The 24743-nt window shown below is 71.6% G+C and carries 18 protein-coding genes; 8 read left to right on the top strand and 10 right to left on the bottom strand.

Features of this window, described 5'->3' with window-relative positions; all coding sequences use genetic code 11:
* Positions 1-150 precede the first annotated feature (150 nt).
* Positions 151-2838, top strand: a complete 2688-nt coding sequence (locus ACZ7LS_RS26385) for an ATP-binding protein (RefSeq protein WP_385134129.1) — start codon at positions 151-153, stop codon at positions 2836-2838.
* Positions 2839-2947: 109 nt separating this feature from the next.
* Here ACZ7LS_RS26385 and ACZ7LS_RS26380 read toward each other — a convergent pair whose 3' ends face one another.
* The 5 genes from ACZ7LS_RS26380 to ACZ7LS_RS26360 all read right to left on the bottom strand — a co-directional run bounded on the left by ACZ7LS_RS26380 (position 2948) and on the right by ACZ7LS_RS26360 (position 9280).
* Entirely contained in the window at positions 2948-4900 is a 1953-nt protein-coding gene (locus ACZ7LS_RS26380) for a cellulase family glycosylhydrolase (protein WP_385134126.1), read from the bottom strand.
* A gap of 60 nt (positions 4901-4960) precedes the next feature.
* Entirely contained in the window at positions 4961-5968 is a 1008-nt protein-coding gene (locus ACZ7LS_RS26375; RefSeq protein WP_382673340.1) for a LacI family DNA-binding transcriptional regulator, read from the bottom strand.
* Between the two features lie 140 nt (positions 5969-6108).
* Complete coding sequence (locus tag ACZ7LS_RS26370) at positions 6109-6936, bottom strand: carbohydrate ABC transporter permease (protein ID WP_382874599.1); 828 nt, start codon at positions 6934-6936, stop codon at positions 6109-6111.
* A gap of 85 nt (positions 6937-7021) precedes the next feature.
* Positions 7022-7948 carry a carbohydrate ABC transporter permease gene (locus tag ACZ7LS_RS26365; RefSeq protein WP_382525942.1) on the bottom strand — a complete coding sequence of 309 codons (927 nt, stop codon included), beginning with the start codon at positions 7946-7948 and terminating at the stop codon, positions 7022-7024.
* Between the two features lie 39 nt (positions 7949-7987).
* The gene (locus tag ACZ7LS_RS26360) at positions 7988-9280 is read right to left on the bottom strand and encodes an ABC transporter substrate-binding protein (protein WP_382525944.1); all 1293 of its coding nucleotides are present in this window, start codon (positions 9278-9280) and stop codon (positions 7988-7990) included.
* Positions 9281-9515: 235 nt separating this feature from the next.
* On the opposite strand from ACZ7LS_RS26360, the gene ACZ7LS_RS26355 reads away from it, so the two are divergent.
* The gene (locus ACZ7LS_RS26355; RefSeq protein WP_385134211.1) at positions 9516-10403 is read left to right on the top strand and encodes a pentapeptide repeat-containing protein; all 888 of its coding nucleotides are present in this window, start codon (positions 9516-9518) and stop codon (positions 10401-10403) included.
* A gap of 69 nt (positions 10404-10472) precedes the next feature.
* On the opposite strand, the gene ACZ7LS_RS26350 is transcribed toward ACZ7LS_RS26355, so the two are convergent.
* From ACZ7LS_RS26350 to ACZ7LS_RS26340, 3 genes are all read right to left on the bottom strand, one after another.
* Positions 10473-11906 (bottom strand): D-alanyl-D-alanine carboxypeptidase family protein, encoded by a 1434-nt coding sequence (locus tag ACZ7LS_RS26350; protein WP_385134121.1) that lies wholly within the window; start codon positions 11904-11906, stop codon positions 10473-10475.
* A gap of 103 nt (positions 11907-12009) precedes the next feature.
* Positions 12010-12618, bottom strand: coding sequence for a dihydrofolate reductase family protein (locus ACZ7LS_RS26345; protein WP_385134118.1), 609 nt, complete (start codon positions 12616-12618; stop codon positions 12010-12012).
* A complete protein-coding gene (locus tag ACZ7LS_RS26340) occupies positions 12615-13598 on the bottom strand; it encodes a helix-turn-helix transcriptional regulator (protein WP_382881378.1) in 984 nt (327 codons plus the stop codon). The genes ACZ7LS_RS26345 and ACZ7LS_RS26340 overlap by 4 nt, the downstream gene beginning before the upstream one ends.
* 329 nt (positions 13599-13927) lie before the next feature.
* Between ACZ7LS_RS26340 and ACZ7LS_RS26335 the strand changes: the two genes are divergently transcribed.
* Entirely contained in the window at positions 13928-16096 is a 2169-nt protein-coding gene (locus tag ACZ7LS_RS26335) for a tetratricopeptide repeat protein (RefSeq protein ID WP_385134114.1), read from the top strand.
* Here ACZ7LS_RS26335 and ACZ7LS_RS26330 read toward each other — a convergent pair.
* Positions 16077-17639: a hypothetical protein gene (locus ACZ7LS_RS26330; RefSeq protein ID WP_385134111.1), complete on the bottom strand. Its 1563-nt coding sequence runs from the start codon at positions 17637-17639 to the stop codon at positions 16077-16079. The genes ACZ7LS_RS26335 and ACZ7LS_RS26330 overlap by 20 nt on opposite strands.
* Positions 17640-18447: 808 nt before the next feature.
* Here ACZ7LS_RS26330 and ACZ7LS_RS26325 point away from each other — a divergent pair.
* The 5 genes from ACZ7LS_RS26325 to ACZ7LS_RS26305 all read left to right on the top strand — a co-directional run bounded on the left by ACZ7LS_RS26325 (position 18448) and on the right by ACZ7LS_RS26305 (position 23391).
* Positions 18448-20220 (top strand): sensor histidine kinase, encoded by a 1773-nt coding sequence (locus ACZ7LS_RS26325; RefSeq protein ID WP_385134108.1) that lies wholly within the window; start codon positions 18448-18450, stop codon positions 20218-20220.
* Positions 20217-20624 (top strand): roadblock/LC7 domain-containing protein, encoded by a 408-nt coding sequence (locus ACZ7LS_RS26320; RefSeq protein ID WP_382525956.1) that lies wholly within the window; start codon positions 20217-20219, stop codon positions 20622-20624. The genes ACZ7LS_RS26325 and ACZ7LS_RS26320 overlap by 4 nt, the downstream gene beginning before the upstream one ends.
* On the top strand, positions 20621-20995 hold the full coding sequence (locus ACZ7LS_RS26315; protein ID WP_382525958.1) for a DUF742 domain-containing protein: 375 nt from the start codon (positions 20621-20623) through the stop codon (positions 20993-20995). Before ACZ7LS_RS26320 ends, ACZ7LS_RS26315 begins: the two co-directional genes overlap by 4 nt.
* Entirely contained in the window at positions 20976-21590 is a 615-nt protein-coding gene (locus ACZ7LS_RS26310) for a GTP-binding protein (protein ID WP_382525960.1), read from the top strand. Before ACZ7LS_RS26315 ends, ACZ7LS_RS26310 begins: the two co-directional genes overlap by 20 nt.
* A 115-nt stretch (positions 21591-21705) precedes the next feature.
* Positions 21706-23391 (top strand): cytochrome P450, encoded by a 1686-nt coding sequence (locus ACZ7LS_RS26305; protein WP_385134104.1) that lies wholly within the window; start codon positions 21706-21708, stop codon positions 23389-23391.
* Between the two features lie 81 nt (positions 23392-23472).
* Here the strand turns inward: ACZ7LS_RS26305 and ACZ7LS_RS26300 are convergent, their stop codons facing one another.
* Positions 23473-24555: a terpene synthase family protein gene (locus ACZ7LS_RS26300; RefSeq protein ID WP_382525963.1), complete on the bottom strand. Its 1083-nt coding sequence runs from the start codon at positions 24553-24555 to the stop codon at positions 23473-23475.
* Positions 24556-24743: the final 188 nt, after the last annotated feature.

The following is a 24743-nucleotide window of genomic DNA, read 5'->3' as shown; positions in this document are numbered from 1 at the left end:
CGGAAGCGTGTCGTCCGCCGGGGAGTCTCGTTACCCCTTGAACCGCCGTCGCGCAGTCGAACGGCCGAATTCGTGTTGATTCGGGTCCACTCGGGGCGCTCCGGGGCTACCCTCAACACTTGACCTGCGCACTGTTCGAGAAAGCGAGGGATGCCGGTGTACCGGCCGGATGACACGGTCACCCTCCCGCTGCTGGAGCGTGAACCCGAACTCGCCGCGGCGGCCAACGCCGTGGACGCACTGTGCGGAAGCAGGCGCTCCGGTGGGCTTCTCGTCTACCGGGGAGCCGCCGGGCTCGGTAAGACGGCCCTGCTCTCGGAGGTGCGCCGGCTCGCCACCGGACGCTGTGCGGTGTGGTCAGCGCGCGGCGGCGAGACCGTCACGTCCGTGCCCTTCCACGTCGTACGGCAGTTGCTCCAGCCCGCGTTGACGGATACCGCGCCGGCGTCCGGCGCGGCGTCAGGGCCGGCAGGCGATCCCATGGACGCACGGGAGTTGCTCGGTGACCGGTACGAGATCGTCGGCCCGGCCCTCGGCATAGCGCCACCGGGCGAACAGCACGCCGACCCGCAGGGCGTCAGGGACGGCCTCGACGCCCTGGTCGAGCGGCTCGCCGCCATCCACGGACCGCTCGTCCTCCTCGTGGACGACGCGCAGTGGGCCGACCTGGAGACCCTCGCCTGGCTCACCTCCTTCGCCGAGCGCCCCGCCCTCCCGCTGCCCGTCCTCATCGTCGTCGCGTACCGCACCGAGGAGGCCATCGGCGAGACCGAATGGTTTCTCCAGAAGATCGGAGCGGCCGCGCGGCTGCTGGTCACACTGAGCGAGCTGACCTCCGACGCCACGGCCGAACTGGCCCGCGCCGCCCTCGGCGAGCACGCGGACGACCCGTTCTGCCGTGAGGTCTGGGCGGTGACCGGCGGCAACGCGTACGAGACCGTCGAACTGCTCGCCAAAGTGCGGGACAGCGAACTCGAACCCGTCGAGGAGTCCGCCGGCGAACTGCGCGCTCTCGGCGCCTCGGCACGCGGCACCGGTCTGATCGCCCGGCTGGAGGAACTGGGCACGGCCACCACCCGGTTCGCCTGGGCCGCCGCCATCCTGGGCACCGACATCTCACTCGATCTGGCGATCTCCCTGTCGGGCATGAGCCAGGAAGAAGCCACCGAGTGCGCGGAACGGCTGCGGTCCGCCCGCATCCTCGTGGGCACGGACCCATTGGAGTTCGTCCACCCGCTGATCGCGGGCGCCGTCTACCGGGCGATCCCGCCGGGTGTGCGCACCGCGATGCACGGACTCGCCGCCTGGGCCGTCTCCCGCAGCGGCCGGGGATCGGCGGCGGCCGCGCCCCACCTCCTCGAAGTGCATCCGGACGGCGACCCCGAACTCGTCGAGCAGCTGCGCGAGGCCGCCGCGGAACACCTCGCGGTGGGAGCGCCGGACGCCGCCCGCCGCTGCCTCGAACGCGCCCTGATGGAGCCGCCGTTGGAGTCCATCCGGCCTCTGGTGCTGTACGAGCTGGGCTGCGCCACGCTGCTCACCTCACCGGCCACCACGGTCGGACATCTGCGCGCCGCGCTCGACACCCCGCTGCTGGACGAAGCCCTGCGGGTGGATGTGGTGTTCCGGCTCGCCCAGGCGCTGACACACAACAACCAGACCGGTGACGCCGCGCATGTGGTGGCCACCGAGGTCGCGCGCACCGAAGAGGGACCCGCCAGAATGCGGCTCCAGGGTGCCCACTTCCTGTGGGAGGGCGTGCAGGCCATCGAGGAGAACGGCCCCGAGCGCTCCCGTCGGCTCGCCCGGCTGGCTGGCGGGCTCACCGGACGTGACAACACCGAACGGGTCCTGCTGATGCTGCGCGCGTTCGACGGTACGGCCAGGGGCGAGAGCGCCGAGGAGAACGTCCAGATCGCCGACCAGGCCCTGCTCGACGGCCGGTTGCCGCCCGGAGTCGGCTGGACCGACACGGCATGGGGCTTCGAACCACCGGCGCTGCTCGGTCTCTCGTACGCGTTCGCCGACCGGCTCGACCGCGCGGAGAGCCTGTTCCAGGAAGGACTGCGGGCCTTCGAGATCTCCGGCTGGAGCGGTGGCCATCTGGCCTTCGCCCACGCACTCGTCGGCTACGGCCACCGCCGGCGCGGCCGGCTCGCGGACGCCGAGACGTATCTGCGCGAGAGCCTGCGGCTGGCCGACCGGGTCGGCAACGGTCTGCCGATGCACTGGGACGCGGCGTGCATGCTGATCGACACCCTGCTCGCACGCGGCCATGTCGACAAGGCCCTGGAGGCGGCCGAGCGCCACGCGTTCGCCCCGCCGTACTCCTCCTCGATCGTCATCCCCGACGCACCGAGCGTACGGGGCCGGCTGCTGCTCGCCCTCGGCCGTACGAAGGAAGCCGTCGTCGAACTCGAAGCGGCCGGCGTGGCGTTGACCGCGCGTGGCCGTCACAACATCGTCATGGCTCCCTGGGCGTGCGACCTCGCGCGTGCGGTCGCCGACGACGATCCGCGCCGCGCGGCCCACCTCGCCTCGTACGCCAGGGACCGGGCGGAACGCTTCGGCACGCACACCGCCATCGGGGTCGCGCTGTGCTGCGCCGCGTCCCTGAAGGAGGGCGCGGAGAAGGTCGAGCTGCTGGCGCAGGCCGTCGCCCACCTGGAAACGTCACCCTCCGCGTACGAACTCGCCGTCGCCCGGGTGGAGTACGGCATCGCCGCCGGGTTCCCCGCCGAGCTGGCCTGCGGGCTCGAACTGGCCGAGAGCTGTGGCGCGGACGGTCTGGCGGACCGGGCGCGCCGGGCGATGGACGCCCGCCCGGCGCCGCGCTGACCCGGCCGGCCCGCCGGCGTCCGGAGCCTCGCCGGGTCCCGGACCCGCTGACGGACGGCGGGCCCGGGGGCGCGGGCCTTGTGACGCAACCGCCGTAGGGCCCGTCCGGTCAGTACGCGGCGCGCGGACGCAGTTCCAGCACCCGTACGCCGTACGGGCCGATCTCCACCGACTCCAGCCGTTCGCCGGAGACCAGATCGTGCAGCGTCGCGTCACCGGTCTCCGGACACACCGTCAGCTCCCGCTCGGACTGGCTCACCAGCCAGACGAAGCGCCTGCCGTCCTCGTGCACCAGCACATCCGCGCCCACCAGCGGTGTGCCGACCGTCACCGGCCGCCGTACGCCCGCCACTTCGGCGAGCGCCTCGTACAGCCGGTGCGTACGCTCCGGATTGACCCGGGCCGTACGCGCCGCCATGTGCTCCAGCGGATAGGTCGACAGCACGGTCTCGCCCGCGCCGAGCCGGTGGCGCAGCAGCGCGGGCCGGCCGTGGGCGTCGGTCGCCACCACCCGGGCCCCGGCGGGCACCACCGGCAGATAGGCGCGGCTGTCCTCGTTGCCCGCCACCGCGAAGCGCAGTGTCTCCCCGGCCGCGATCGTCCCGAAGTCCTCCTGGAACGTCATCTCCAGGGTGTCGTCCCCGATCGGCTCGGCGACACCGTACGAGAGCTGGAGCTCCACCCCGAACAGCCCGTCCAGATCGTGGAACCACGGCCCGCGCGTGCCCGGATGCTCGCCCGAGCAGAAGGACAGATAGACCGTCGCGCCGTCCCGCGCCCGCCGCTCCAGGTCGCGCCGGGTGCGGGTGGTCAGCTGGCGCGTCGACGGCAGCAGATACAGCAGGCCGTCCATGGGCAGACCATCCGCCTCCCGGGCGAACGCGACCGGCAGATCCGCGCCGCGCGCCGCCACGTACCCCTGGTGCAGCGCGCCGAAGATCAGCGGCCGGTCGGCGGGCCTGCTGTACGGGTAGCCGCGCTCCAGGAAGGCGGGCACGACGAGCGCGGTGGGCGCGTCCGTACGCCGGCAGTGCCCGAAGTCCACCCGCCGCAACACGTCGGTGAAGGCGGCCAGTTCACGCAGCGGCTCCTTCGGGCGCCCGGTGCTGTCCGTGATGCCGAAGTGCATCTCGAAGGGGTGGTGGTCGTACGGGGACCGGTCCCAGAGATGGTCGTAGTCGGTGTTGTTCCAGGCGATCCACCCGGTCGCGCCGCCGAGCAGCGAGTTGTGCAGGGTCTGCCGGTAGTAGACGCCCGCGTTGCGAGCGGAGACGGTGTCGGTGGAGAGGCCGAACTCCTCCAGGATCACGGGCTGTCCGGTGACGGCGGCCAGTTCGCATTCGAAGGCCGCCCGGTAATGCTGGCGCGGCAGGTCGGTGTCGGAGCGGTAGACATGCGGGCCGACGAAGTCCACGTACTCCGCCGTCTCGCGCAGCGAGAAGCCGTTGTCACGGCCGGTCACCTCCAGACCCCAGGCACCGTCGCCGAGCGACACCGGCTGGGTGCCCCCGGCCGCCCGGACGGCCTGGCACATGAACTGCGCCCAGGCCGTCACCACGTGCGAGGACGGCGGATCGACCTGGTGGATCCGCCCGTACCCCGGCATCTCGTTGGTGATCAGCCAGCCGGTCACCGCGGGGTGGTCCTTGAAGCGCCGGGTCATCTCGCTCACGAACCAGGCCTGCCGGCCGACCATCCACACGTCCTCGTACAGATCGCGGTCGCCGCGCCAGACCGGATCCCAGTTCTCCCCGGACATATGGCCCACGATGAACGTCGGGACGGTGCCCATCGACAGCTCGCCGTGGGCGTCCAGGAAGTCCCGGAAACGGTCGCACAGTTCCTCGTCGATCCGGTGCGGCTCCGGGTGGAAGTCCGGCCAGTAGAAGAACGAACGGCTCATGGAGAGCCCGTGGTCGCGCAGCACGGCGAGCTCTTCGCGTACGACCGCGCCGTCGTAGTCGCGCCACATCAGCGGACCGCCGGTGCGGGACCAGAAATTGGCGCCGACCCAGGGCAGGACGCGAGCGTCGTGGGTGAGGTGGGCGCTGTGGCGTTGCATGTGTTCTCCGTGACGGGGGTGGTTCGGTGTTTCCTGGGGAGCCGGGATCACCGGCGGCGGTCAGGCCCTGTCCCGGCCGGGGCCCGGCCCTGTCGACTCGCGGACCACCAGCCGGGGGCGGCCGGTGAGCGGCGGGGTGCCGACGGCCTCGCCGCACTCCGCGAGCAGTGCCCGCGCCGCGGCGGCGCCGACGTCCCGTACCCGCTGGTCGACGGTGGTCAGCCGGGGATGCAGCCAGTGCCCGAGCGGCAGATTGTCGTAGCCGACGACCGAGAGATCGTCCGGTACGGCGAGCCCGGCGCGCTGGGCCGCGCCGATACCGCACACCGCCATCGAGTCATTGGCGTACATGATCGCGGTCGGCCGGGCGGGGAGGGCCAGCAGCTGTTTGGTGGCGGTGCCGGCCGCGGCCTCGGTGAAGTCCGTGTGCAGCACGGCCGCCGGGGCGAGCCCCGCCGCCGCGAGTTCCCGCTCGAAGACCCGCAGGCGGAAGCCGGTGTGCACCAGCTCGGCCGGGCCCGCGACATACGCGATACGCCGGTGGCCGAGGTCCACCAGATGCCGTACGGCCTCGGTGACGCCCGCCTCCTGGTCCCCGAGTGTGATGTTCCGTACCGGCAGCTTGTGGTGCGGTGTGCCCAGCAGTACGGCAGGCAGCCCCAGTCGGCGCAGCAGCGGGGGACGGGGGTCGTCCGTCCTGTGGTCGGTGAGGACCGCGCCGTCGACACGTCCCTCCGCCGCCAGCCGTTCGTACAGCGCCGTCTCCTCCGCCACCCCGCCGGCCATGTGCAGCAGCAGGCCGTAGCCGCGCGGCGACAGCTCGCTCTCCAGACCGGTGATCAGCTCGGAGAAGTGCGGATCCGCGCCGAGGACATCGGTGGGGCGGCGGACGACCATCGCGACCGTACGGGTACGGGACCTGCGCAGCGCGGTCGCCGTGGCGCTCGGCGACCAGCCGAGCCGCGCCGCCGCCTCGACGATACGCAGGCGCGTCGGCTCCGATATCCGGCCCGTGTTGTTGAAGACCTTGGACACGGCGGTCGCCGAGACGCCCGCCTCGGCCGCCACGTCCTTGATGGTGGGCCTGGTGTTCCTGCCGGGGCCGTGCCTGCTCGCGTCGCCGCTGCCGCCGCTGCCGCCGCTGCCGCCGCTGTTGTCGCCGTTGCTTTCGCCGTCGGTCCCGCAGTCGGTCCCGCCGTTGTTTCCGCTCACATCTTCACCGCGCCGCTGATCAGTGCCTGCTGCATCCTCTTCTGGAGAATGGTGTACACGATCCAGACGGGTACGAGCGTGAGGATCGTCCCGGCCGTCAGTACACCGTAGTCGGTGCCGATCTGGGACTTCAGCGTCGGCAACGCGACCTGCACAGTGCGCAGCTCGGGGTCAGGCCCGATGATGATCAGCGAGTAGAGGTACTCGTTCCAGAAGCTGAGGAAGTTCAGCAGCAGCACGGTGGCGATGCCGGGCACGCACATCGGTGTGTAGATGTGCCGCAGTACGGCGAACGTCGAGGCACCGTCCATCCGCGCCGCCTCCTCCATCTCGCGCGGGATGGTCCGCATGAACTGCACCAGGATCACCACCGACAGCGGCATCGCGGTCGCCGGCAGGAACAGCACCATGAACGCGCGGGTGTGGAAGAGGCCGGTGGCCGCCGAGAGCAGGAAGGTGGGGAAGAGCGCGGCGAAGGTCGGGATCAGGAAACCGAGCGAGAACACCTTCTCCATCGCGGACGCCAGCCGGCCCGTCGAACGGGCCAGCGCGAACGCGGCGGGTATCGCCAGCCCCAGGGTCAGGACCAGCGAGAACACCGTCACCAGCGCCGAGTTGACGATGGCGGGCCCCAGCTCGGCGCTCTCGAAGGCCGTACGGAAGTTGCCGAGCCCGAACGAGGACGGCGGCGAGAGGGGGCTCGCGAAGATCCGCTCGTTCGACTTGAAGGCCGAGGCGAGGAAGTAGTAGAGCGGGACGGCCAGCAGTACCGCGTACGTCCACACCAGGATGTGCGCGGGCAGCCAGGACTTCCTGAACTTCATGGTGGACACGGGAAACAGCTCCGATCGGTGGCTGTGTGCACGGCGTCAGCGCACTTGGTGCGTCGGCGCGTCAGTACGTCACACATCAGTACGTCTGGCGGAAGGTGCGGCGGATGGACAGCAGTCCCACCAGCCCGACCAGGAAGAGGACCACACCGATGGCCTGGCTGTAGCCCAGATCCGTTTCGATGAACGCCTTCTGGTACACGAGGAACGACAGCGTGGTCGAGGAGTTGGCCGGCCCGCCCTGGGTGAGCAGCAGCACCTGCTGCGCCGAGCCGAAGAGCGTCCAGAGGAACTGGAGCATCGTCACCACCCCCACGTAGTCCCTGATGACCGGGAAGTGGACACGCCACATGGTGCGCCAGTGCCCCGCGCCGTCCAGCTGCGCGGCCTCGCCCAGCTCATCGGGAACGCTGTCGAGCCGCGCCGCGAACAGCACGGCGGTGAAGCCGATACCGGCCCAGATGTCGAGCGCGATCAGACAGAACAGCGCCGTACCGGAGTTGGCGAGCCAGGCGTCGGTGAGCGAGCCGAGGCCGACGGACTGGAGCGCGCCGTTGAGCAGCCCGTCCGGGGAGAGCGCGGCGTAGAAGACCATCGCCTTGGCCGGGGTCGAGATCAGCCCCGGTACGAACAGCAGATAGCGGATCACCCGGTGCCCCGGGGGCTTCTGCGCCACGTAGTAGCCCAGCATGTACGCGCAGACGATCATGACGGGCAGGGCGATCGCGAGCTGGACGGCGGTGTTCCGTACCGCCTGCCAGAAGACCGGATCGGCCAGCACCGTACGGAAGTTGTCGAGCCCCGCGAACGAGACGGGCTGGAGCATCCCCGGCCAGTTCATGGCCGCGATCACGAAGATGGCGGCCATCGGGCCGACCATGAAGATCAGATACCAGGCGAGGGCGGGCAGGGCGAGGATCGTGGTGCGCGGCCCGCGCTGCCGCTTCCGCTGTCCCGCGCCCGGTTGGGCCGGTGCGTCCTGCCCGGTGGCAGACCTGACGGACATCGTTGTCACTTGGTCACTCCCGTGAGGCGTCGGACCTGCTCAGGCATGGCGGTACGCACCGTCGAGCAGAGCGAGGATGCGGCGGGCGCTGGTGCCCGGGGTGAACGCGGTGCTGGTCGCCTGGATCAGCGGCTGCACGGCAGAGGGAGGCACGTACAGATCCGGCAGCACCACCTGGCTGACGCTGTCGCCGAGCCGCTGCGCCTTGGCGACCAAGGGGAAGTTGTCGCTGAGGGTGTCGGTCCTCACGGCCATGTCGCGACCGCCCTCGGAGACGAACCGCGAGATCACATCGGGGCGGTACATGAAGCGGACGAACTTCTCCACGTTCTCGATCTTCTTCGTACCGTTCGGACTGATCCAGAACCCGGAGACGGTGTACGTCCGCAGGATCGTCGGCTTCGCATGCGCGGCGCCCGGAGCCAGCGGCCAGCCGCCGACCTCCGTACGCGCGGCGACCTTTCCGGGGACCCGGGCCAGCGCCGAGGACATCGCCGACTCCATGGCGGCGGCCTCCGTGTTGAACTGGGTCGTCATCGAGTCCGTGGTCAGCCCCTGCGCCTTGTCCGTGAACACCCCCGCGTCGCGCAGCTCGACGAAGTACGCGACACCGTCGCGCGCCTGCGGGAGACCGCTGAAGTCGCCCGTGGAGTAGAGCGCGCGGGCCTGCTCGGGAGTGAGGAACGTCTGGATGATCTGGGCGAGGAGCTTCTGCCCCGTCCAGTCGTTGCCGCCGATGGTGACGGGGGCGGTGCCCTTCGCGCGCAGTTTCCCGGCCGCCGCGATCAGTTCGTCACCGGTGGTGGGGATCGTGTCGACGCCGGCGGCCCGCAGCAGCGAGGTGTTGAAGGCGACGGGCCAGTTGCTGCTGATGTACGGAAGGGCGCGCAGCCGCCCCTCGGGGTCGGTCCACTCCTTGAGCGCGCCGGGGATGACGCGGTCGCGCAGCCCCCACGCGTCGAGATAGCCGCCGACCGGGACGGTCGCGCCCAGCTCGGTCCAGGCCACCGTCTTGTCGTAGAGATTGACCATGACGACGTCGGCCTCCTTCTTCGCCAGCCGCGACGTCTCGTACACCTGCCCGAGCTCATCGCCGTTGACCAGGCTCTTGACCGCGATCCGCGGATTCTCCCGGCGGAAGGTGTCGAGCACGGCCCGGAAGGTGGCGGAGCCGGGGGCGGTGCCGCCGAGCTGGCTGTGGATGACCAGGGTGCCGGGGTCGAAATCGGCCGCCGCCAGTGCGGCGCACCCGGACAGCGCGGGCACGGCGGCGCCCGCGGCGAGGGCGGCGCCGGCGGCTATGAAACCGCGGCGGTTCAGCGGGGAGCGCACGGCGCGGGGCCTCCTACGGGAGTGCTGAGTGGGAACCCGGCCAGGTGGTTTATCGATACACCTGCGAGGTGCGAGGAATCTAGACCGAGGACAGGAGGCGGTCAACCCCCCGTTGCACATGCTGCGTCGGCGCCGGCAGGTACGCTCCGTCGGGCGACCGCCGCCCAGCAGGTACAGGAGACCGGAACCCTTGTCAGCGCAGCCCGACCCCCTGAACGCCGCCCTCCGCGAGGGGATGCACACCCCTCGCCGTGACGGGGACAACGGCTCCCGCCGCGAGGGGGACAACGGCTCCCGCCGCGAGGGGACTCACGGCCCCGGGCCCTCCGGCCTCGATCTGCGGGCCGACTGCGCGAACTGCTTCGGGCTCTGCTGCGTCGCGCTGACCTTCTCGGTCTCGGCGGACTTCCCGGTCGACAAGGCCGCCGGGGAGCCCTGCCGCCACCTGCGGACGGACTTCCGCTGCGGCGTGCACAGCACCCTGAGGGAACGCGGCTTCCAGGGGTGCACGGTCTACGACTGCTTCGGCGCGGGCCAGAAGGTCTCGCAGCTCACCTTCGGCGGACGGGACTGGCGGCAGGCCCCCGAGAGCGCGGAGCGGATGTTCGCCGCGCTTCCCGTGATGCGGCAGCTCCAGGAACTGCTGTGGTACCTCGACGAGGCGCTGGCGCTCGAACCCGCCCGTACGCTCCACCGCGAGATCCGCCGCGCACTGGACGAGACCGAGCGCCTGACCCGGAGCGCTCCCGAGGCCCTGCTCGCCCTGGACGTGGCGGAGCGACGCGCGGCCGTCAACACCCTCCTGCTGCGCACGAGTGAGCTGGTACGGGCCCAGGTCCGGGGCAAGCGGAAGAACCGCAGGGGAGCCGACCTCTTCGGCGCCAAGCTCAAAGGCGCCGATCTGCGCGGCGCCGACCTGCGCGGGGCGTATCTGATCGCCGCCGATCTGCGGGGGGCCGATCTGCGCCTGGCCGATCTGATCGGGGCCGACCTGAGGGACGCGGATCTGCGGGGCGCCGATCTGACCGGCGCCGTCTTCCTCGTCCAGACCCAGGTCAACGCGGCGAAGGGAGACGCGGCGACCAGACTCCCGCCGTCTCTCACGCGCCCCGCTCACTGGTAGGCGCCCTTCAGCGGGTGGGTGGCGGACGCATCGGCAGGTGTCCGGCTCCGCGGCGGCGGGGTGCCGGGCTCAGCGGATGATCTCTTCCTCCTCCGGCCGCCGCCGGCCCGAGCGCCGTACGACGAAGAGCCCGACGGCCGCGAGACAGGCCGAGCTAACGAAGACCGCGGGCACCAGATAGCCGGACCCGGAACCGTCGTCCTCCGCCCGCGCGACGGTCACCGACCGGGCGCCCGGCGCCGCCCCCGCCACCTTCGCCATCGGGCTCGACCCGGGACCCGCCGGCGTCGGCGGGGCCGGGGGCATCGGCGGGACGGGCGGCGGAGGCGGCTTGAGGGTGCCCACCGGGACGGCCCGCTTCCCGGCGGCGAAGCCCCAGTCCAGCAGCTCCCTGGCCTCCTCGTAGACCGCGTGGACGCCGCCCCACTGCGGGTTCATCACGGTCGCCACCAGCGTGCGCCCGCCGCGCTTGGCCGCCGCGATCAGGGTGTAGCCGGCGTCGGAGGTGAAGCCGTTCTTGACACCGATCAGCCCCGGATAGGGCTCGACCCCGTCCTCGCCGCTCAGCAGCCGGTTGGTGTTGACGATGCCGCCTTCGCCGGGGAACTCGGCGTCGACGGTCGAGCTGTACCGTACGAACTCCGGTGACGCCAGGCCCGCACGGGCGAAGACCGACAGGTCGTACGCCGACGACACCTGACCTGGCGCGTCATAACCGTCCGGGGACACGACGTGGGTGTCCAGCGCGCCCAGTTGCTTGGCCTTCTTGCGCATCTGAGCGACCGTCGAGTCCCAGCCGCCGTTCATCGCGGAGAGCGCGCGCACCGCGTCGTTGCCGGAGCTGAGGAACACGCCCCGCCACAGATCGGCCACTTCGTACGACTCGCCGCCGACGATGCCCACCGTGCTGCTGCCGGGGCCGATGTCGTCCAGCTCCTCCTCTTTGACGGTGTGCCGGGAGTGTTCGGCCAGACGCGGCAGCGCGGTGAGGGCGAAGAGCGTCTTCAGCGTGGAGGCCGGAGGCAGTTTGAGGTGTGCGTCGCGCGCGGCGAGGACCTCGCCCGTACGGGCATCCGCGACCAGCCAGGACAGCGCCGACAGCTCCGGCGGAGCGGGGGCACCGGCCCGGGGCCGCGCGTGCGTACCCGGCCGGTACAGCAGAGCCCGGTCGATATCGGCACCCGGGGCGCTCGCGGGGCCATGAGCGCCGGCGGCCGGTCCGTGGGCGGCGGAGACGGATCGGGGGGCTCCATGCGATCCGGGGGAACCGGAGGAGCCAGGGGAGCCAGGGGAGCCATGAGGTCCGGGAGATCCGGCTGAGCCATGGCCGCCGGGGGAGCCGGCGACCACGGGGACGCGGGGCAGGCCCGGAGCCCGTACGGCCGGATCGCTGCGGGAGTCCGCGGCGGCCGGCGGGGACGGCGGCAGAAGGACCAGCAGGCCGGTGGCGGCGAGAGCCACCGTGCCGGAGAGCGCGGAGCGCGTCACGGATCTGTTGATCATTCCGCCACGGTAGGAACGGACCGCGTCCCGCGCCCCTCACGTGAGCCGACCGGATGTATCCCTGTCCGGTCGGGGGTTCCGGGTTTCGGCGGACGCGCGTCCGTCATGGATAGCGGACCCGATAGCGCAAATGAGTGACGCCGATGCCCTGGGACATCGACAGCGGTCCCTCCAGCTCCACCGGTACGTTCTTCAGCTCGTCGAAGAACGGCGTCCCGGCGCCGAGCAGCACCGGTACGAGATCGATCCACACCTCGTCGAGCAGCCGCGCGTCCAGGCACTGCCGCGCGATCGTGCCGCCGTTGACGGTGACCGCCCTGCCGGGCCCCGCGAGTTCCCTGGCCCGTTCCACGGCGCTCTCGATACCGTCCGTGACGAAGGTGAAGGGCGCGTCCTCGTACGGCCAGTCCTCCGGCACGCGGTGCGTGAGCACCACCACCGGGCACCCGATCGGGTGATTCCCCTCCCAGCCCGAGGTGAGATCGAACAGACGCCGGCCGACGACCAGCGCGCCGGTGCGTTCGACCGTGCCGCGCCACGCCTCCACGCTCACCGGGGACATGGTGAAGGTGAGGTCGTCACGGGCGGTCGGCACGCGCACCGTGCCGTTGCTGTACCACGTGAACAGCTTGTCGAAGCCCGTCTCCTCCGGGCCCGCGATATAGCCGTCCAGCGACATGCCGGCGCCGGTGCAGACCGTGTTCGCGCTCATCGGTCGGCGGGCTCCGGCGCGGCGGCGGGGCCGTGCCCGGTACCGGGGTCGTGGTCGTCGACAACGGCGTTCGTGGCGGGGGCGGCGGCCGTGGCCGGGGCGGGCCCCCGCGCCATGTCGCTCATGTCCGTCAGCCCGGTCATCCCGGTCATCTCCGTGCCGATCACATCGAGCAGCCTGAGCTTGTCGGCCGCGTCCGTGCCCGGGGCCGCGGAGTACGCGGCGATACGGAGATCGCACCCCGGGACGGTGAGGGTGTCGCAGTCCACGGTCACCGGTCCGACATCCGGGTGATGGATGGTCCTGGTACCGGTGTCGTGGGAGTCGGCGATACGGGAGTTCCACAGCACCGCGAACCGGTTGCTGACCCGCCGCAGCTCCCCGATGAGGAAGCGCAGCCGTACGTCGGTGGGGTAGTGGACCGTCGCGGACCGGAGGTCGGCGACGAGAGCCGCCTCGAACCGCGCCTCCTGCTCCACGGTGTGGCTGATCCGGCTGGGCTGGCCCGTGAAGTGCAGCCAGGCGGCGTTGCGGCCCCGCCCAGGGGCCGCCGCCGGATCCCCGAGCAGCGCGGCCCAGAGCGGGTTCCAGGTGATCAGGTTCCAGGCGGCGTCATGGACCCCGAGCGGGGTCCCCGGGAGCCGTCCGAGCAGCCGTCGCACACTGGGCGGGATGTGGTCCGAGACCCGGCCGAGGGCGGGTGGTGACTGCCCGGCGAGCAGGAAGAGGTGTCTGCGCTCGTCGTCCGAGAGCCGCAGGGCGCGGGCCAGCGAGGCGAGGACCTGAACGGACGGGGAGGTCGCCCGCCCCTCTTCCAGCCGGACGAGATAGTCCACGGACAGACCGGTCAGCTGGGCCAGCTCCTCATGCCGCAGCCCGGCCGCCCGGCCGGGCTCGTCCGCGGGCAGCCCGGCCTCGGCCGGAGCGATCCGGTCACGCCAGCGGTGCAGGGCTGTGCCCAGCTCTCCGTGTCGGGTCATGGGGTCAGTATCAGCGCGTACGGCGGCAACCGCCTGATATCGCCTGAAATCCCCGTCCGGAGCGCCCCCGGCACCCCCTCCGGAACCCCTGGCGCACGGGGCCCCGACGCCCCTCGCGCGACATCCGGCCGGCCCGTCGCCTCTTCCCCGAACGTCCCCTTCGGCAACAGAGGTTGCGAGTAGTCGCCAACCGCACCCGTACCGCCGTGATCGCTATTACGGTTGATCCGGAACGTGGCGCGCGGCCTCCGCCGGCGCCTCGCCGGGGAGCCGGGACCGGGCCCGGGGATCCGGCCCGGGGATCGGAGACGGGGAGTGGGGGAGCGGGCATGCTGGAGCCCATGTCACTGGCGGCGATCGCCGCGGTGCTGAGCGCCGTGGGCGCGGGAATGGCCAATGAGGCCGGGAAGTGGGCCTGGGAGTCGGCCGGCGGTCTGGTGCGGCGCATCGTCGGCCAGGAGGTGACGGCGCCCGCGGGCCCGGCCGAGCTGACGGCCGTGGCCGAGCGGATCCACGAGGTGGTACGGACCGATCCCGCGCTCGCCCGCGCCTGGGAGGCGTTCGCCCGTACCGCTCCCGGCCCGGGGACGGCCGACGCGGTGCCGACGCTGCCTCCCTCCATACGGTTCTTCACGGACCGTCAGGAAGCGATGAAGCTCCTGGCGCGCGAGGCCGTGCGCACGGCGGACGGACGGCCGCGCGTCGCGCTGATCCATGGCCCCGAAGGCATCGGCACCAGCGCTCTCGCCATCCACTGGGGGTGCCGGGAGGCGGGGCGCCTCTTCCCCGGCGGACAGCTGTACGCCGACCTGCGCGGCGCCTCCGCGAGCACCGCGCTGGACGCGTCCACGGTCCTGCGGAGCCTGCTCGTCCAGCTCGGGATGGCACGGGACGACATCCCGCCGGACGTGGCGGACCGGCGTGAGTGCTTCCGGCGCGCCGTCGCGAGCCGGCGTCTGCTCGTCGTGCTGGACCACGCCCAGTCGGCGGCGCAGGTCAGGCCCCTGCTCACGGCCGCGCCCGACGTGTTCACGGTCGTGGTCGCGCCGAGGCCGCTGCGCGGGCTGGACGCGCTGCCGATCCCCGTCGGACCGCTCTCCGACAAGGACGCGCGCCGGCTGCTCACCGACCTCACGGACCGGGAGACGGTGGCGGCGGCCCGCGCCGTACTGCCGCGGGTGCTGGAGCGGTGTGCCGGTTCGCCGTACGCGCTGCGGGCGGCGGCTCCGCAGCTGGCCGAGCCGCACCGGCTGCTCGGCCAGGACCCCGGACCGAACCGGCGGGAGGAGGCGCCCACCGTGTCCGACAACGGCCCTGTCCGTGCCGCGGTCGAGGGCCTGTACCGCGAGCTGGTGCCCGCCGCCGCCAAGGTCTACCGGCTGATGTCGCTGCGCGAGTGGCCCGCGTTCGGCCCGGCCGCCGTCGCGGCCACCGTCTCCCTGCCGGAGGCCGAAGCGGCGCGTATCCTCGGCGAACTCGTCGACCGAGGGCTGCTGGAGTCCGTGGACGCCGACCGCTGTCGCTACCGCCCCGTGGTCCGCGGCCATGCCGAGGAGACCGCCGTCCGCGTGGACGGCATCCCGGCGTACTCCGCGGCGGTGCAGCGCACGGTGGACTGGTATCTGCGCTTCGCCGTACGGGCCAGGCTCGCCGCCCTGCCGGGAGGCTGGGGCGTCGGCCCGCTCTACGAGGAGCTGGCGCGCGACCCGAGCCCGTACGGCAACGAGGGCGAGGCGCTTTCCGCGCTGGTGGCCGAGCTGGGCAATCTGGTCCAAGCGGTCCACGCGGCCGAGGAATTCGGCCGGCCGGAAGCCGTCTACCAGCTGTGCCAGGCCCTCTGGCCGCTCCAGCTGAAGGCGGGATACCACGACGAACTGCTCCCCGCACTGCGGGCGGGCGCGCGTGTCGCCGATGCCCATGACCCCGTGTCCCGGATGGCCGGACGGACGCATCTGCTGCTGGCCCTGGACCTGATGGAGCTACGGCGGTACGAGGAGGCCGAGCCCGAGCTGACCGCCGCCGCACGGGCCGAGGAGCGGTCCGGGCATCTGCGCGGACACGCGTCCTGCGTCGAGTCGCTGGGTCTGCTGCGGCTGCGCCAGTGGCGTTTCCAGGAGGCGTACGACCGCTTCGACGAGGCGGCGGCGATCCTCGACGGCATCGGGGCAGGGGACGAGGGCGAGCGTGATCTGCCCCGCGCCCGTGCCCTGTTGGACCGGCACCGGGGCCGGGCGCTGCGCGGGCTCGGCAGCTACGCCGAGGCCCATGAGCGGCTCGCCGTGGCGCTGGTGTTCTTCCGCGACGTCGCCCAGGAGCCGTACAACACCGCGAGGACTCTCACCGACCTCGCCGAGACCTGTCTCGCCGAAGGGGATCCGCGCGGTGCGCTGCCGCTGATCGACGAGGCGGCTGCTGCGCTCGACGCCGAGAAGGCCGCCTACCATCTCGCGCATCTGCGGGCGCTGCGCGAGCGCTGCCTCAACGCGGCGGGGGAGTGAGAGGGGATCCCGAACCGCCCGGACTGCCCGGACTGCCCGGACTGCCCGGACTGCCCGGATGGGCCGGACCGCCCACATGAGCCGGACCGCCCGGCGGGAGCGGTGTGAGCGGTGTGACCGAGACATGGTGCGAGCCGCTCCCGCCGGTGCGTACGGTCATCCCGCCCGCGACCAGCTCCTCCCACACCTTGCCCGCGGCCAGCCACGCGTACAGCGCGGAGACATACGCGGCGGGGTCGGCGGCGGCGGGCGCGCCGGAGAGCCGTAGCAGTGTGCCGCTCCGCGCGCGGACCGTACAACTGCCCGGATCGGTGACCAGCGCCGTCAGCTCGCAGTAGGGATGGCGGGCCAGTACCTCCGCCGTCCACTCCTCCGGGGTGCCGTACCGAGGATCGTCCCCCGTGCCGTACCGGAAGATCACATCGGCGAGCGCGCGTCTGTCGGGGTCCAGGGTGTCCTCGTGCACGGCCGTATGCGCGTCCCCGTCACCCGCCGGCTCCGACCGGGGGTCCGCGTACCGGCTCACCTCGATCTCACCGGTCTCCAGCAGCCGGGTCACCACCCGCATGGGCGCCGTCCGCGTCACCCGCTCGTACGGGGGGAGCGGCAGCGGGTCCAGCAGAGCGGGGTCCCCGGGCTCGGGGATACCGATGCGCCGGTAGAAGTGACGGCGCAGCAGTGTCGCCGCCTCGCCCGGAGCCGAGGAGACCAGCTCGGCGGGACCGGGGGGTGTCCCCGGCCGCCGCTGTTCCGCTCCGTCGAGCAGCGCGTCCAGCTGGGCCCGCAGCGGGGCGTACGGCGCGAGCCGGGGGGCCTGCCGTACGAACGCGGCGACCGGCGACCGCGCGTCGAGTCCGTCCGCTGATGCCGCGCCCATCAGTACGGGGATGCCGAGAGCCGCCGCGTAGTAGCTGACCGAGCCGCCGTCCCCGATGACCACATCGGCCGCGATGAGCGCCTGGCGCCATCCCTCCAGCGGATCCACCAGCGCCAGCCCGCCCCGCCGGGCCCGGTCCAGCCAGACGCGGATCTGGCCGGACCCGTGACCGTGCCAGATATTGGGGTGCAGTACGGCGGCCGGCCGGTACTCGTCGGCGGGCAGTTCGGCGGTGAGCCGCGGCAGCAGCGACGGCAGTATGTCCTCGCCGCCGTCCCCGAAGAGGGAGTCGGGGTTCCAGGTCGAGTTCAGCAGGACGAGCCGCTGTCCCGGCCGTACGTCGAGGGCCCGGCGGAAGCGCTCGCGATAGGGGCGGGCCGCCAGTATCCGGTCGAAACACGGGTCCCCGGCGAGCAGGGCGGTGGGCACCGCCTCCGGGCACGCGGCGCGCAGCCGCTCCAGCTGTTCGGGGTGGGAGAGGACCAGTGTGTCGGCGACGGGGGAGCCGTCGGCGAGCAGCCAGTCGGGGGAGAGCCCGAAGACGGGCGGTGCCCCGGCGCCTGGCGTACGGCGCTCCGCTTCGGGCGAAGGGCATCCGGTGTCCGGTGTCCGGTGTCCGGTGTCCGGTGTCCGGTGTTGCCAGTCTCTTATTGTAGCCAACGCCATGCGAGAGTACGGTCAACTTCTCTGACAGCGCGTGAAGTTGACCGCCGAAGCTGGCCGAGACCGCCAGATCCACCGGGAGTTCGAGCGCCTGCTCCCACGGCAGTACGGGTACGCCGGTCTCCGCGAGCAGCTCGGCCACCCCGGCCCGGAACGGCGACGAACCGGTCCAGGTGGCGAGCAGCTGCACCCGCAGATCGTCACGGAACAGCGGCAGGACGTCCAGCAGCCGCGTCGCCGAGGTCACGTTGTGCACGATGAACAGCACGAGTTTGCAGCGCCCCCGGGTCGCCCACCGCGCCGAGTCGGCCCCCACCGGCACCCGGATCCAGCCGGCCCGACCCTCGCCCACCGTTCGTCCTCCCCGTTCCACCGTGTCCCCACCGGCCACTTCCGACCCGCCACGATAGCCACCCGGCGGACGGCGTGTGGCCGCGGATCCCTCACCCCCGGAAGAGTGAAGATCGTTGGCGATTCTCCGGTCCGGCCCGGGGAGCCGTACCAGGCTCGGTCTCCCCGCGCACGTCTGGCGTACGAGCGTGATCACCCGATAAAAACCCGATATCAGGGCCATTGTCATGCCGCGAAGCCGTTACTCTTCGTGCGGTCATGGAAGCGTAGCGTGCAAACGCGCGAGTCTATGCCCAACGGCATTGCCCGCGCACGAGGTTGGGTGAATATGCCGATGCGCCGATTTCATCGGGCTAAGCTCTCGCGGAGCGCGCCGAGTTGATACGTAATCAGGCACTTGTTCCCTTTGTGCCCTGATCGTTTGAATGATCTGATCTGAATCGACCGCCAGAGGGCTTACATGGTTCGTGTTGAAGCACCCCCGAGTGATCAAGCATCCCCCGCCGTCCGCGCGCTCCTCCTCCCCGCCGTCCTGATCGTGGCGGCCACAGCGGGCGCGGTGGTCCTCGTTCCCGACGCCGCCCGGATACCGCTCGTGGTATACGGCGCGGTCGCGACCATCGTCGTCACCTGGTGCGCGGGGGAACTGTCCCGGCGCGCCAGAACCGTCAGTACGCTGCACGAGCACTACACGTACCGCCTCGCACAGCTGGAACGGCGTCTCGCCCAGCACGACGAGGAGACCGTACGGCTCGGCAAAGAGCTGATGCCGGCCACGATCCACCGGATGCGGCAGGGCGAATCGCCCGCGGAAGTGATCCGCGCCGTGGTGGACGGGGACGAGCGCTACCGCGAACTGCCCACCGCGCAGCGGTCCCTGCTCCGTTCCGTACTGCAGATCGTGGACGACGAGGAAGCCATGCGCGAGTCCGCGCAGCGCTCCTTCGTGAACATCGCGCGCCGCGTCCAGTCCATCGTGCACCAGCAGGCCAGCGAACTGCGGGAGATGGAAGAGGCGCACGGCCGCAACCCCGAGGTCTTCGACGACCTGCTGCGCATCGACCACGGCACCGCGCTGATCGGCCGGCTCGCGGACAGTATCGCCGTGCTGGGCAAGGCCCGCCCGGGACGCCAATGGCCCAAGCCCGTACCGCTGTTCAGCGTGTTGCGCGGCGCGATGTCCCGGATCCTGGAGTACCAGCGCGTCGATCTGCACTCCATCGCCAAGGTCGCCATCATCGGCACGGCCGTGGAGCCGCTCATCCACGCGTGCGCCGAACTCCTCGACAACGCCACCCGCTACTCGCCGCCGCAGACCCGCGTCCATGTCACCGCGGTCGAGGTGCAGACCGGGATCGCGATCGAGATCGAGGACGGCGGCGTCAGCCTCAGCGAGGAGGCACGGGCACGGGCCGAGACCATGCTCGCGCAGGCCCAGGCCGGTATCGACCTCAACGACCTCGGCGAGACACCCCGGCTCGGTATGGCCGTGGTCGGCCGCCTCTGCCAGATGTACAACCTCCAGGTCTCGCTGCGGCAGTCGGCGTACGGCGGCGTCCGGGCCGTCCTCATCGTGCCGCGTGATGTCGTCACCACCGGACCCGCACCCGGTATCGCCCATGGCATCGGCGCCTCGGCGCTGCCCCGCGGCAGTGGTGCGGGACTGCCCACGACGGACGTACTGCGGCCCGCGAACCGGGTGCCGCGGCCGGCCACCGGGCCACAGCCGTCGGTGCCGGTGGCGGGACCCATGGAGGACGACATTCCCGTGGTGACGGAGTGGACGGAGAACGGGCTGCCGCAGCGGCGCAGCCGTGGCCGCGCCCCGCTCGGCTCCCACAACCTCGGCCTCCAGAACACCGGCCGGAGCGAAGGCCGGGGCGACGCCCGGCCCCAGGGCAGTGGCCAGGCCAACGGCAGAGGCAACGGGTACGGGAGCAGCGGGAACGGGAGCAGGGAGACCGCGGGCAACGGGTACGGAGGCAACGGGTACGGGAGCGGCGGCGGGTACGACGGCGGGCGCGGTGACGCCCCGGGTGGCGCGCCGGACGGCACACAGCGCGACGGCGGTACGCCGGAGAAGAAGCCCGGTCCCGGCATCTGGCTCGAAGCGTTCACCAAGGCGGTCAACGGCACTCCGCGTGAGCCGTCGGCCGGGGCGGGGGAGGCGCCGGGCCACCCCGGTGACCAGGGCGAATCCGACGACATGTGGGGCAAGGGAGATCTGAAGTGATCCAGCAGCGGGCGAACATGGACTGGATGCTCAAGGAACTGGCCGACGGAGTACCGCAGATCCAGCAGATCGTGGTGCTCTCCGCGGACGGGCTCCGGATCGCCCGGCACGGCGGTGACCCGGATGTCGCCGACCGGCTGGCCGCCGCCTGCGCCGGACTGCAGAGTCTGGCCGCGGCCGTCGCCGCCGAAATCCCCTCCAGCGACGGCCGGATGAGGCTCGTCGTCATCGAGGTCGGGGGCGGCTTCTTCTATCTGATGGAGGCCGGGGCGGGCGCGTATCTCGCCGTCCTCGCCGACGACACGGTGGACGCGGGGCTGGTGGGGGCCAGGATGCGGGACATGGTGGTCCGCATCGGAGCGCATCTGACGAGTCCGCCGCGCCATGACGGGCAGGCCGGATGACCACGCCTCCCAGACGAGAACGCCGGCGCCCCGAGGCGGATGTGGGGGACCCGGAACGGCTGTACGTGATCACCGGCGGCCCCGACGGCGCCGAACGGGCGCCGCTCGACCTGGTCACCATGATCGTGGCACGCGACGACCCCGCGCCGACGGTGCAGCCGGAACAGGCCGCCATTCTCCGGCTCTGCCGGGCACCACTGTCCGTGGCCGAGATCTCCGCCTATCTCAGCCTCCCCTTCAGCGTGGTGACCGCGCTGCTGACCGAACTCCTCGCGACCGAGCTGGTCGAATCGCGCGCACCCATCGTCCGCGCCGCGCTTCCCGACCGGTCCCTTCTCGAAGCGGTGATGCATGGACTTCAGAAACTCTGACACGATCACGGGTCCCAGGAGCGAGGACGTCCTGCCCACCACGGCCACCTCCGCGGTGAAGGTCGTGATCGTGGGCGGATTCGGGGTCGGAAAGACGACGATGGTGGGCTCGGTCAGCGAGATCCGTCCGCTCACCACCGAAGAGACCATGACCCAGGCCGGGGTGGGGGTGGACGACAACTCCGGTGTGGAGACCAAGACCGCCACGACCGTCGCCATGGACTTCGGCCGGATCAGCATCACCGAACAACTGGTGCTCTATCTCTTCGGCACCCCCGGCCAGGAGCGCTTCTGGTTCCTGTGGAACGGCCTCTTCGAGGGCGCCCTGGGAGCCGTGGTGCTCGTCGACACCCGCCGCCTCGAAGTCAGCTTCGATGTGATCGGACGGCTGGAGGAGCGCGGCGTACCGTTCGTCGTCGCCGTCAACACCTTCCCGGACGCGCCGCACCACCCCGTCGAGGCGCTGCGGAAGGCCCTGGACCTGCCCGACGAGGTCCCGATGGTCGACTGCGACGCACGGCTGCGGGAGTCGAGCCGCGATGTGCTGCTGACGCTGATGCACTACCTGCACTCGCTGGCGCTGCCGTCCGCCTGACGTGACCGACCGTCCGAGCGGCACGCGCCATCCCCGTACACGCAAGCTCACCCGTACCCGTACCCGTACCCGTACCCGCGCACGTACACCTTCCGGCCTGACCCCTGGAGCGACCGTGACCACCCCTTATTCGCACCGACCCGGGCCCGACGGCCCCATGGCGCCGCCCCCCGGCTGCCCGGCCCACGGCATGACCGCCGGCGAGCTGAACTCCCCCGGCCGGAGCGGCGGTCAGGACACCATAGGGCCCACACTGGACGGTCTCGCCGCCGGTGGGCTGCGGCGGCTGTACGGACCCGAGGCCGAGAACGACCCCATGGGTCTGTACGAGAAGCTGCGCGCCGAACACGGTTCCGTCGCGCCCGTGCTGCTCCACGGCGACGTCCCCGCCTGGCTCGTGCTCGGGCACGGTGACAATCTGCATATGACGCGTACGCCGTCGCAGTTCTCCCGGGACTCCCGGCGCTGGCGCGCGCTGCAGGACGGCACCGCGCCCCCCGACCATCCCCTCGCGCCCGTCTTCACCTGGCAGCCCATCTGCGTCTTCGCCGACGGCGCGGATCACGAGCGGCTGCGCGGCGCGGTCACCGACTCGATCGCGCGGATCGACCACCGGGGCGTCCGGCGCTATATCAACCGCTACAGCAACCGGCTGGTCAACGAGTTCTGCCGGGACGGCAGGGCGGATCTGGTCAGCAGGTTCGCCGAGCATCTGCCGATGATGGTGATGACGCAGATCCTGGGGATGCCCGAGGAGTACAGCGAGCGCCTCGTGCAGGCCGCGCGCGACATGATCAAGGGCACCGAGACCGCCAACGAGAGCAACGCGTATGTGATGGCCACACTGACCAGGCTGGTGAAGCGGCGCCGTATCGCGCCCGAGGAGGACTTCGCGACCTGGCTCACCGAACACCCGGCCGGACTCACCGACGACGAGGTCGGCCAGCATCTGCGGCTGGTGCTCATCGCGGCGTACGAGACCACCGCGAACCTCATCGCCCATGTGCTGCGCATGGTCCTCACCGATCCGCGGTTCCGGGCGCAGCTGAGCGGCGGTCATATGACCCTGCCGGAGGCGGTCGAGCAGACGCTCTGGGACGAGCCGCCCTTCACCACGATCTTCGGCCGCTGGGCGGTCGGTGACACCGAACTCGGCGGACAGCGCATCAGGGCGGGGGACGCGCTGGTGGTCGGGATCGCGGCGGCCAATGTGGACCCCGTGGTACGGCCCGATCTCAACGCCTCCATGCAGGGCAACCGCGCCCATCTCGCCTTCAGCGGCGGCCCGCACGAGTGTCCTGGCCAGGACATCGGGCGGGCGATCGCCGACACCGGGATCGACGCGCTGCTGCTGCGGCTGCCCGATGTCCAGCTCGCCGTGGAGGAGCATGAACTGCGGTACGAGGGGGCGCTGATGTCCCGTCAGCTGCTGGAGCTTCCGGTGGCCTTCGCACCGCGTCCGCCGCAGGACATCACCGGGCCGCCGAGCGCGTCGGCCGCCGTACCGCGACCGCGGTGGCGGGTGGATTCGCCCCGCCCCGAGGCGGCGCGGCCCCCGGCCGAGGGCGTGATCCCGTCAGCGCCGGTCCCGTCAACGGCGCTCCCCTCAACGCCGGTCCCGTCGTCAGCGGTCCTGTCATCCGGGGTCCCGTCATCCGCGGAGGCCGGGACCGGCGGAACGGGGGCGGGGGCGATCCCGGAGGCGACGGGGCCGGTTCCGGAGCAGCGGCGGGAACAGCGCGCGGGCAGCGCCCCGAAGCGGGCCTGGCGGGCGGTGGCGCGCTGGTGGCGCGGCCACTGACGGGGCATCGGCGGGGCGGGACGCTGCCTCGGCCGGTCAGTGCGCCACCGGTCAGTGCGCCACCGGTCAGTGCGCCACCGGTCAGTGCGCCGGTTCGAGCTGGTCCCACCACCAGGCGATCGTCGGGATCGGAAGCGGCTCCAGGCTGGTGTCGGCGGGCTGCTGCTTCCACCATCCGCCGGGGGTCGCCCGTGGCCCCGACGGCACGGAGTAACGGGGGCAGACCGACGCCCAGTCGAGATGCCCCCGGACGAACTGGCCGAGCCCCCGCACATAGCGGCGCAGACCGTCGTCCGCCTCCCTGAGCACCTGCTGGGCCAGCCGGTCGAACAGCACCATCACGCGGTCCCGCATCGCCACCACCCGTACGAGTGCGCGACGCGGGTCGCAGTGCTGCTCCTGGCAGAGGACATCGATCAGATTCAGATTGTCGTCGGCCCGCAGCAGTTCCTTGTTGCGGGAGTAGAGGTCGTTGTCCCAGCTGACCAGCGTCCAGGTGATCTCCGTGAGCGCGCGAACACGGGGGTCCTGCATGTCCTCGTCCGCCACGGAGAAGCCGCCGACCACCTCGATCATCGCGGTGGAGGGCGCCATCCCGATGGCCCGCATCCACAGCGTGATGTAGTCGTCGAGCGAGGGAAGGCCCGGGTTGCGGCGCCAGGACGCCTCCCACACCAGCCCCGAGGTGTAGACGCGCATGGCCTCCGTCAACCGGCGTACCTGGCGCGGAGACGCGTACTGCTCCAGTTCCAGCCGCAGCCTGCGCAGCGCGGCGGTGTGCGGTGAGTCGCCGAGCGCCCGCGCGGTCGGTGCCTCCACGGCGCGCATGATGCGCGAGGTCTCCTGGGCCAGCAGATCGGCGGTGGCCTCGGACTCGTCGCACACGCCGTCGTCGAGCGAGAAGAGCACGGCGTGGAATTTGGCCATCAGGGTGAGCGGTTCGAGCGCTCCGTAGGGCATGGTCGACGCGGCGAGACCGCCGAAGTCGCAGACGGCCAGGCGTTTGAGCTGATGCTCGTCGCTGTCGAGCCGCTGTTGAAGCATCCATCGCACGGTCTGGTCGTTGAGGACCTCGACGGACGGGTGTCTTGCGGGCGGTACGGGGCAGTAGAACGGCACAGCCGGAAGCTGTTGGACCAAGCGCTGTTCCGAGACACAGGTCATGATCGGCCTCCTGATGCGGCAAGGGCGCAATACGGTGCGCGGATACGGGGCGATGCCGTTCGGGTGGAGCGTATCTGTCCATGTCGGATCGTCAACTACTGTGTAACTGGCGTGCCGCTGGCCGAAATTGACTGATTGTGAACTGACTCGATCGGTACCGGTCGAGATTCGAAGCAATCGTGCTCAAG

The sequence above is a fragment of the Streptomyces sp. NPDC039430 genome (assembly GCF_055639435.1).
This window is presented reverse-complemented; position numbering and strand designations above follow the sequence as displayed.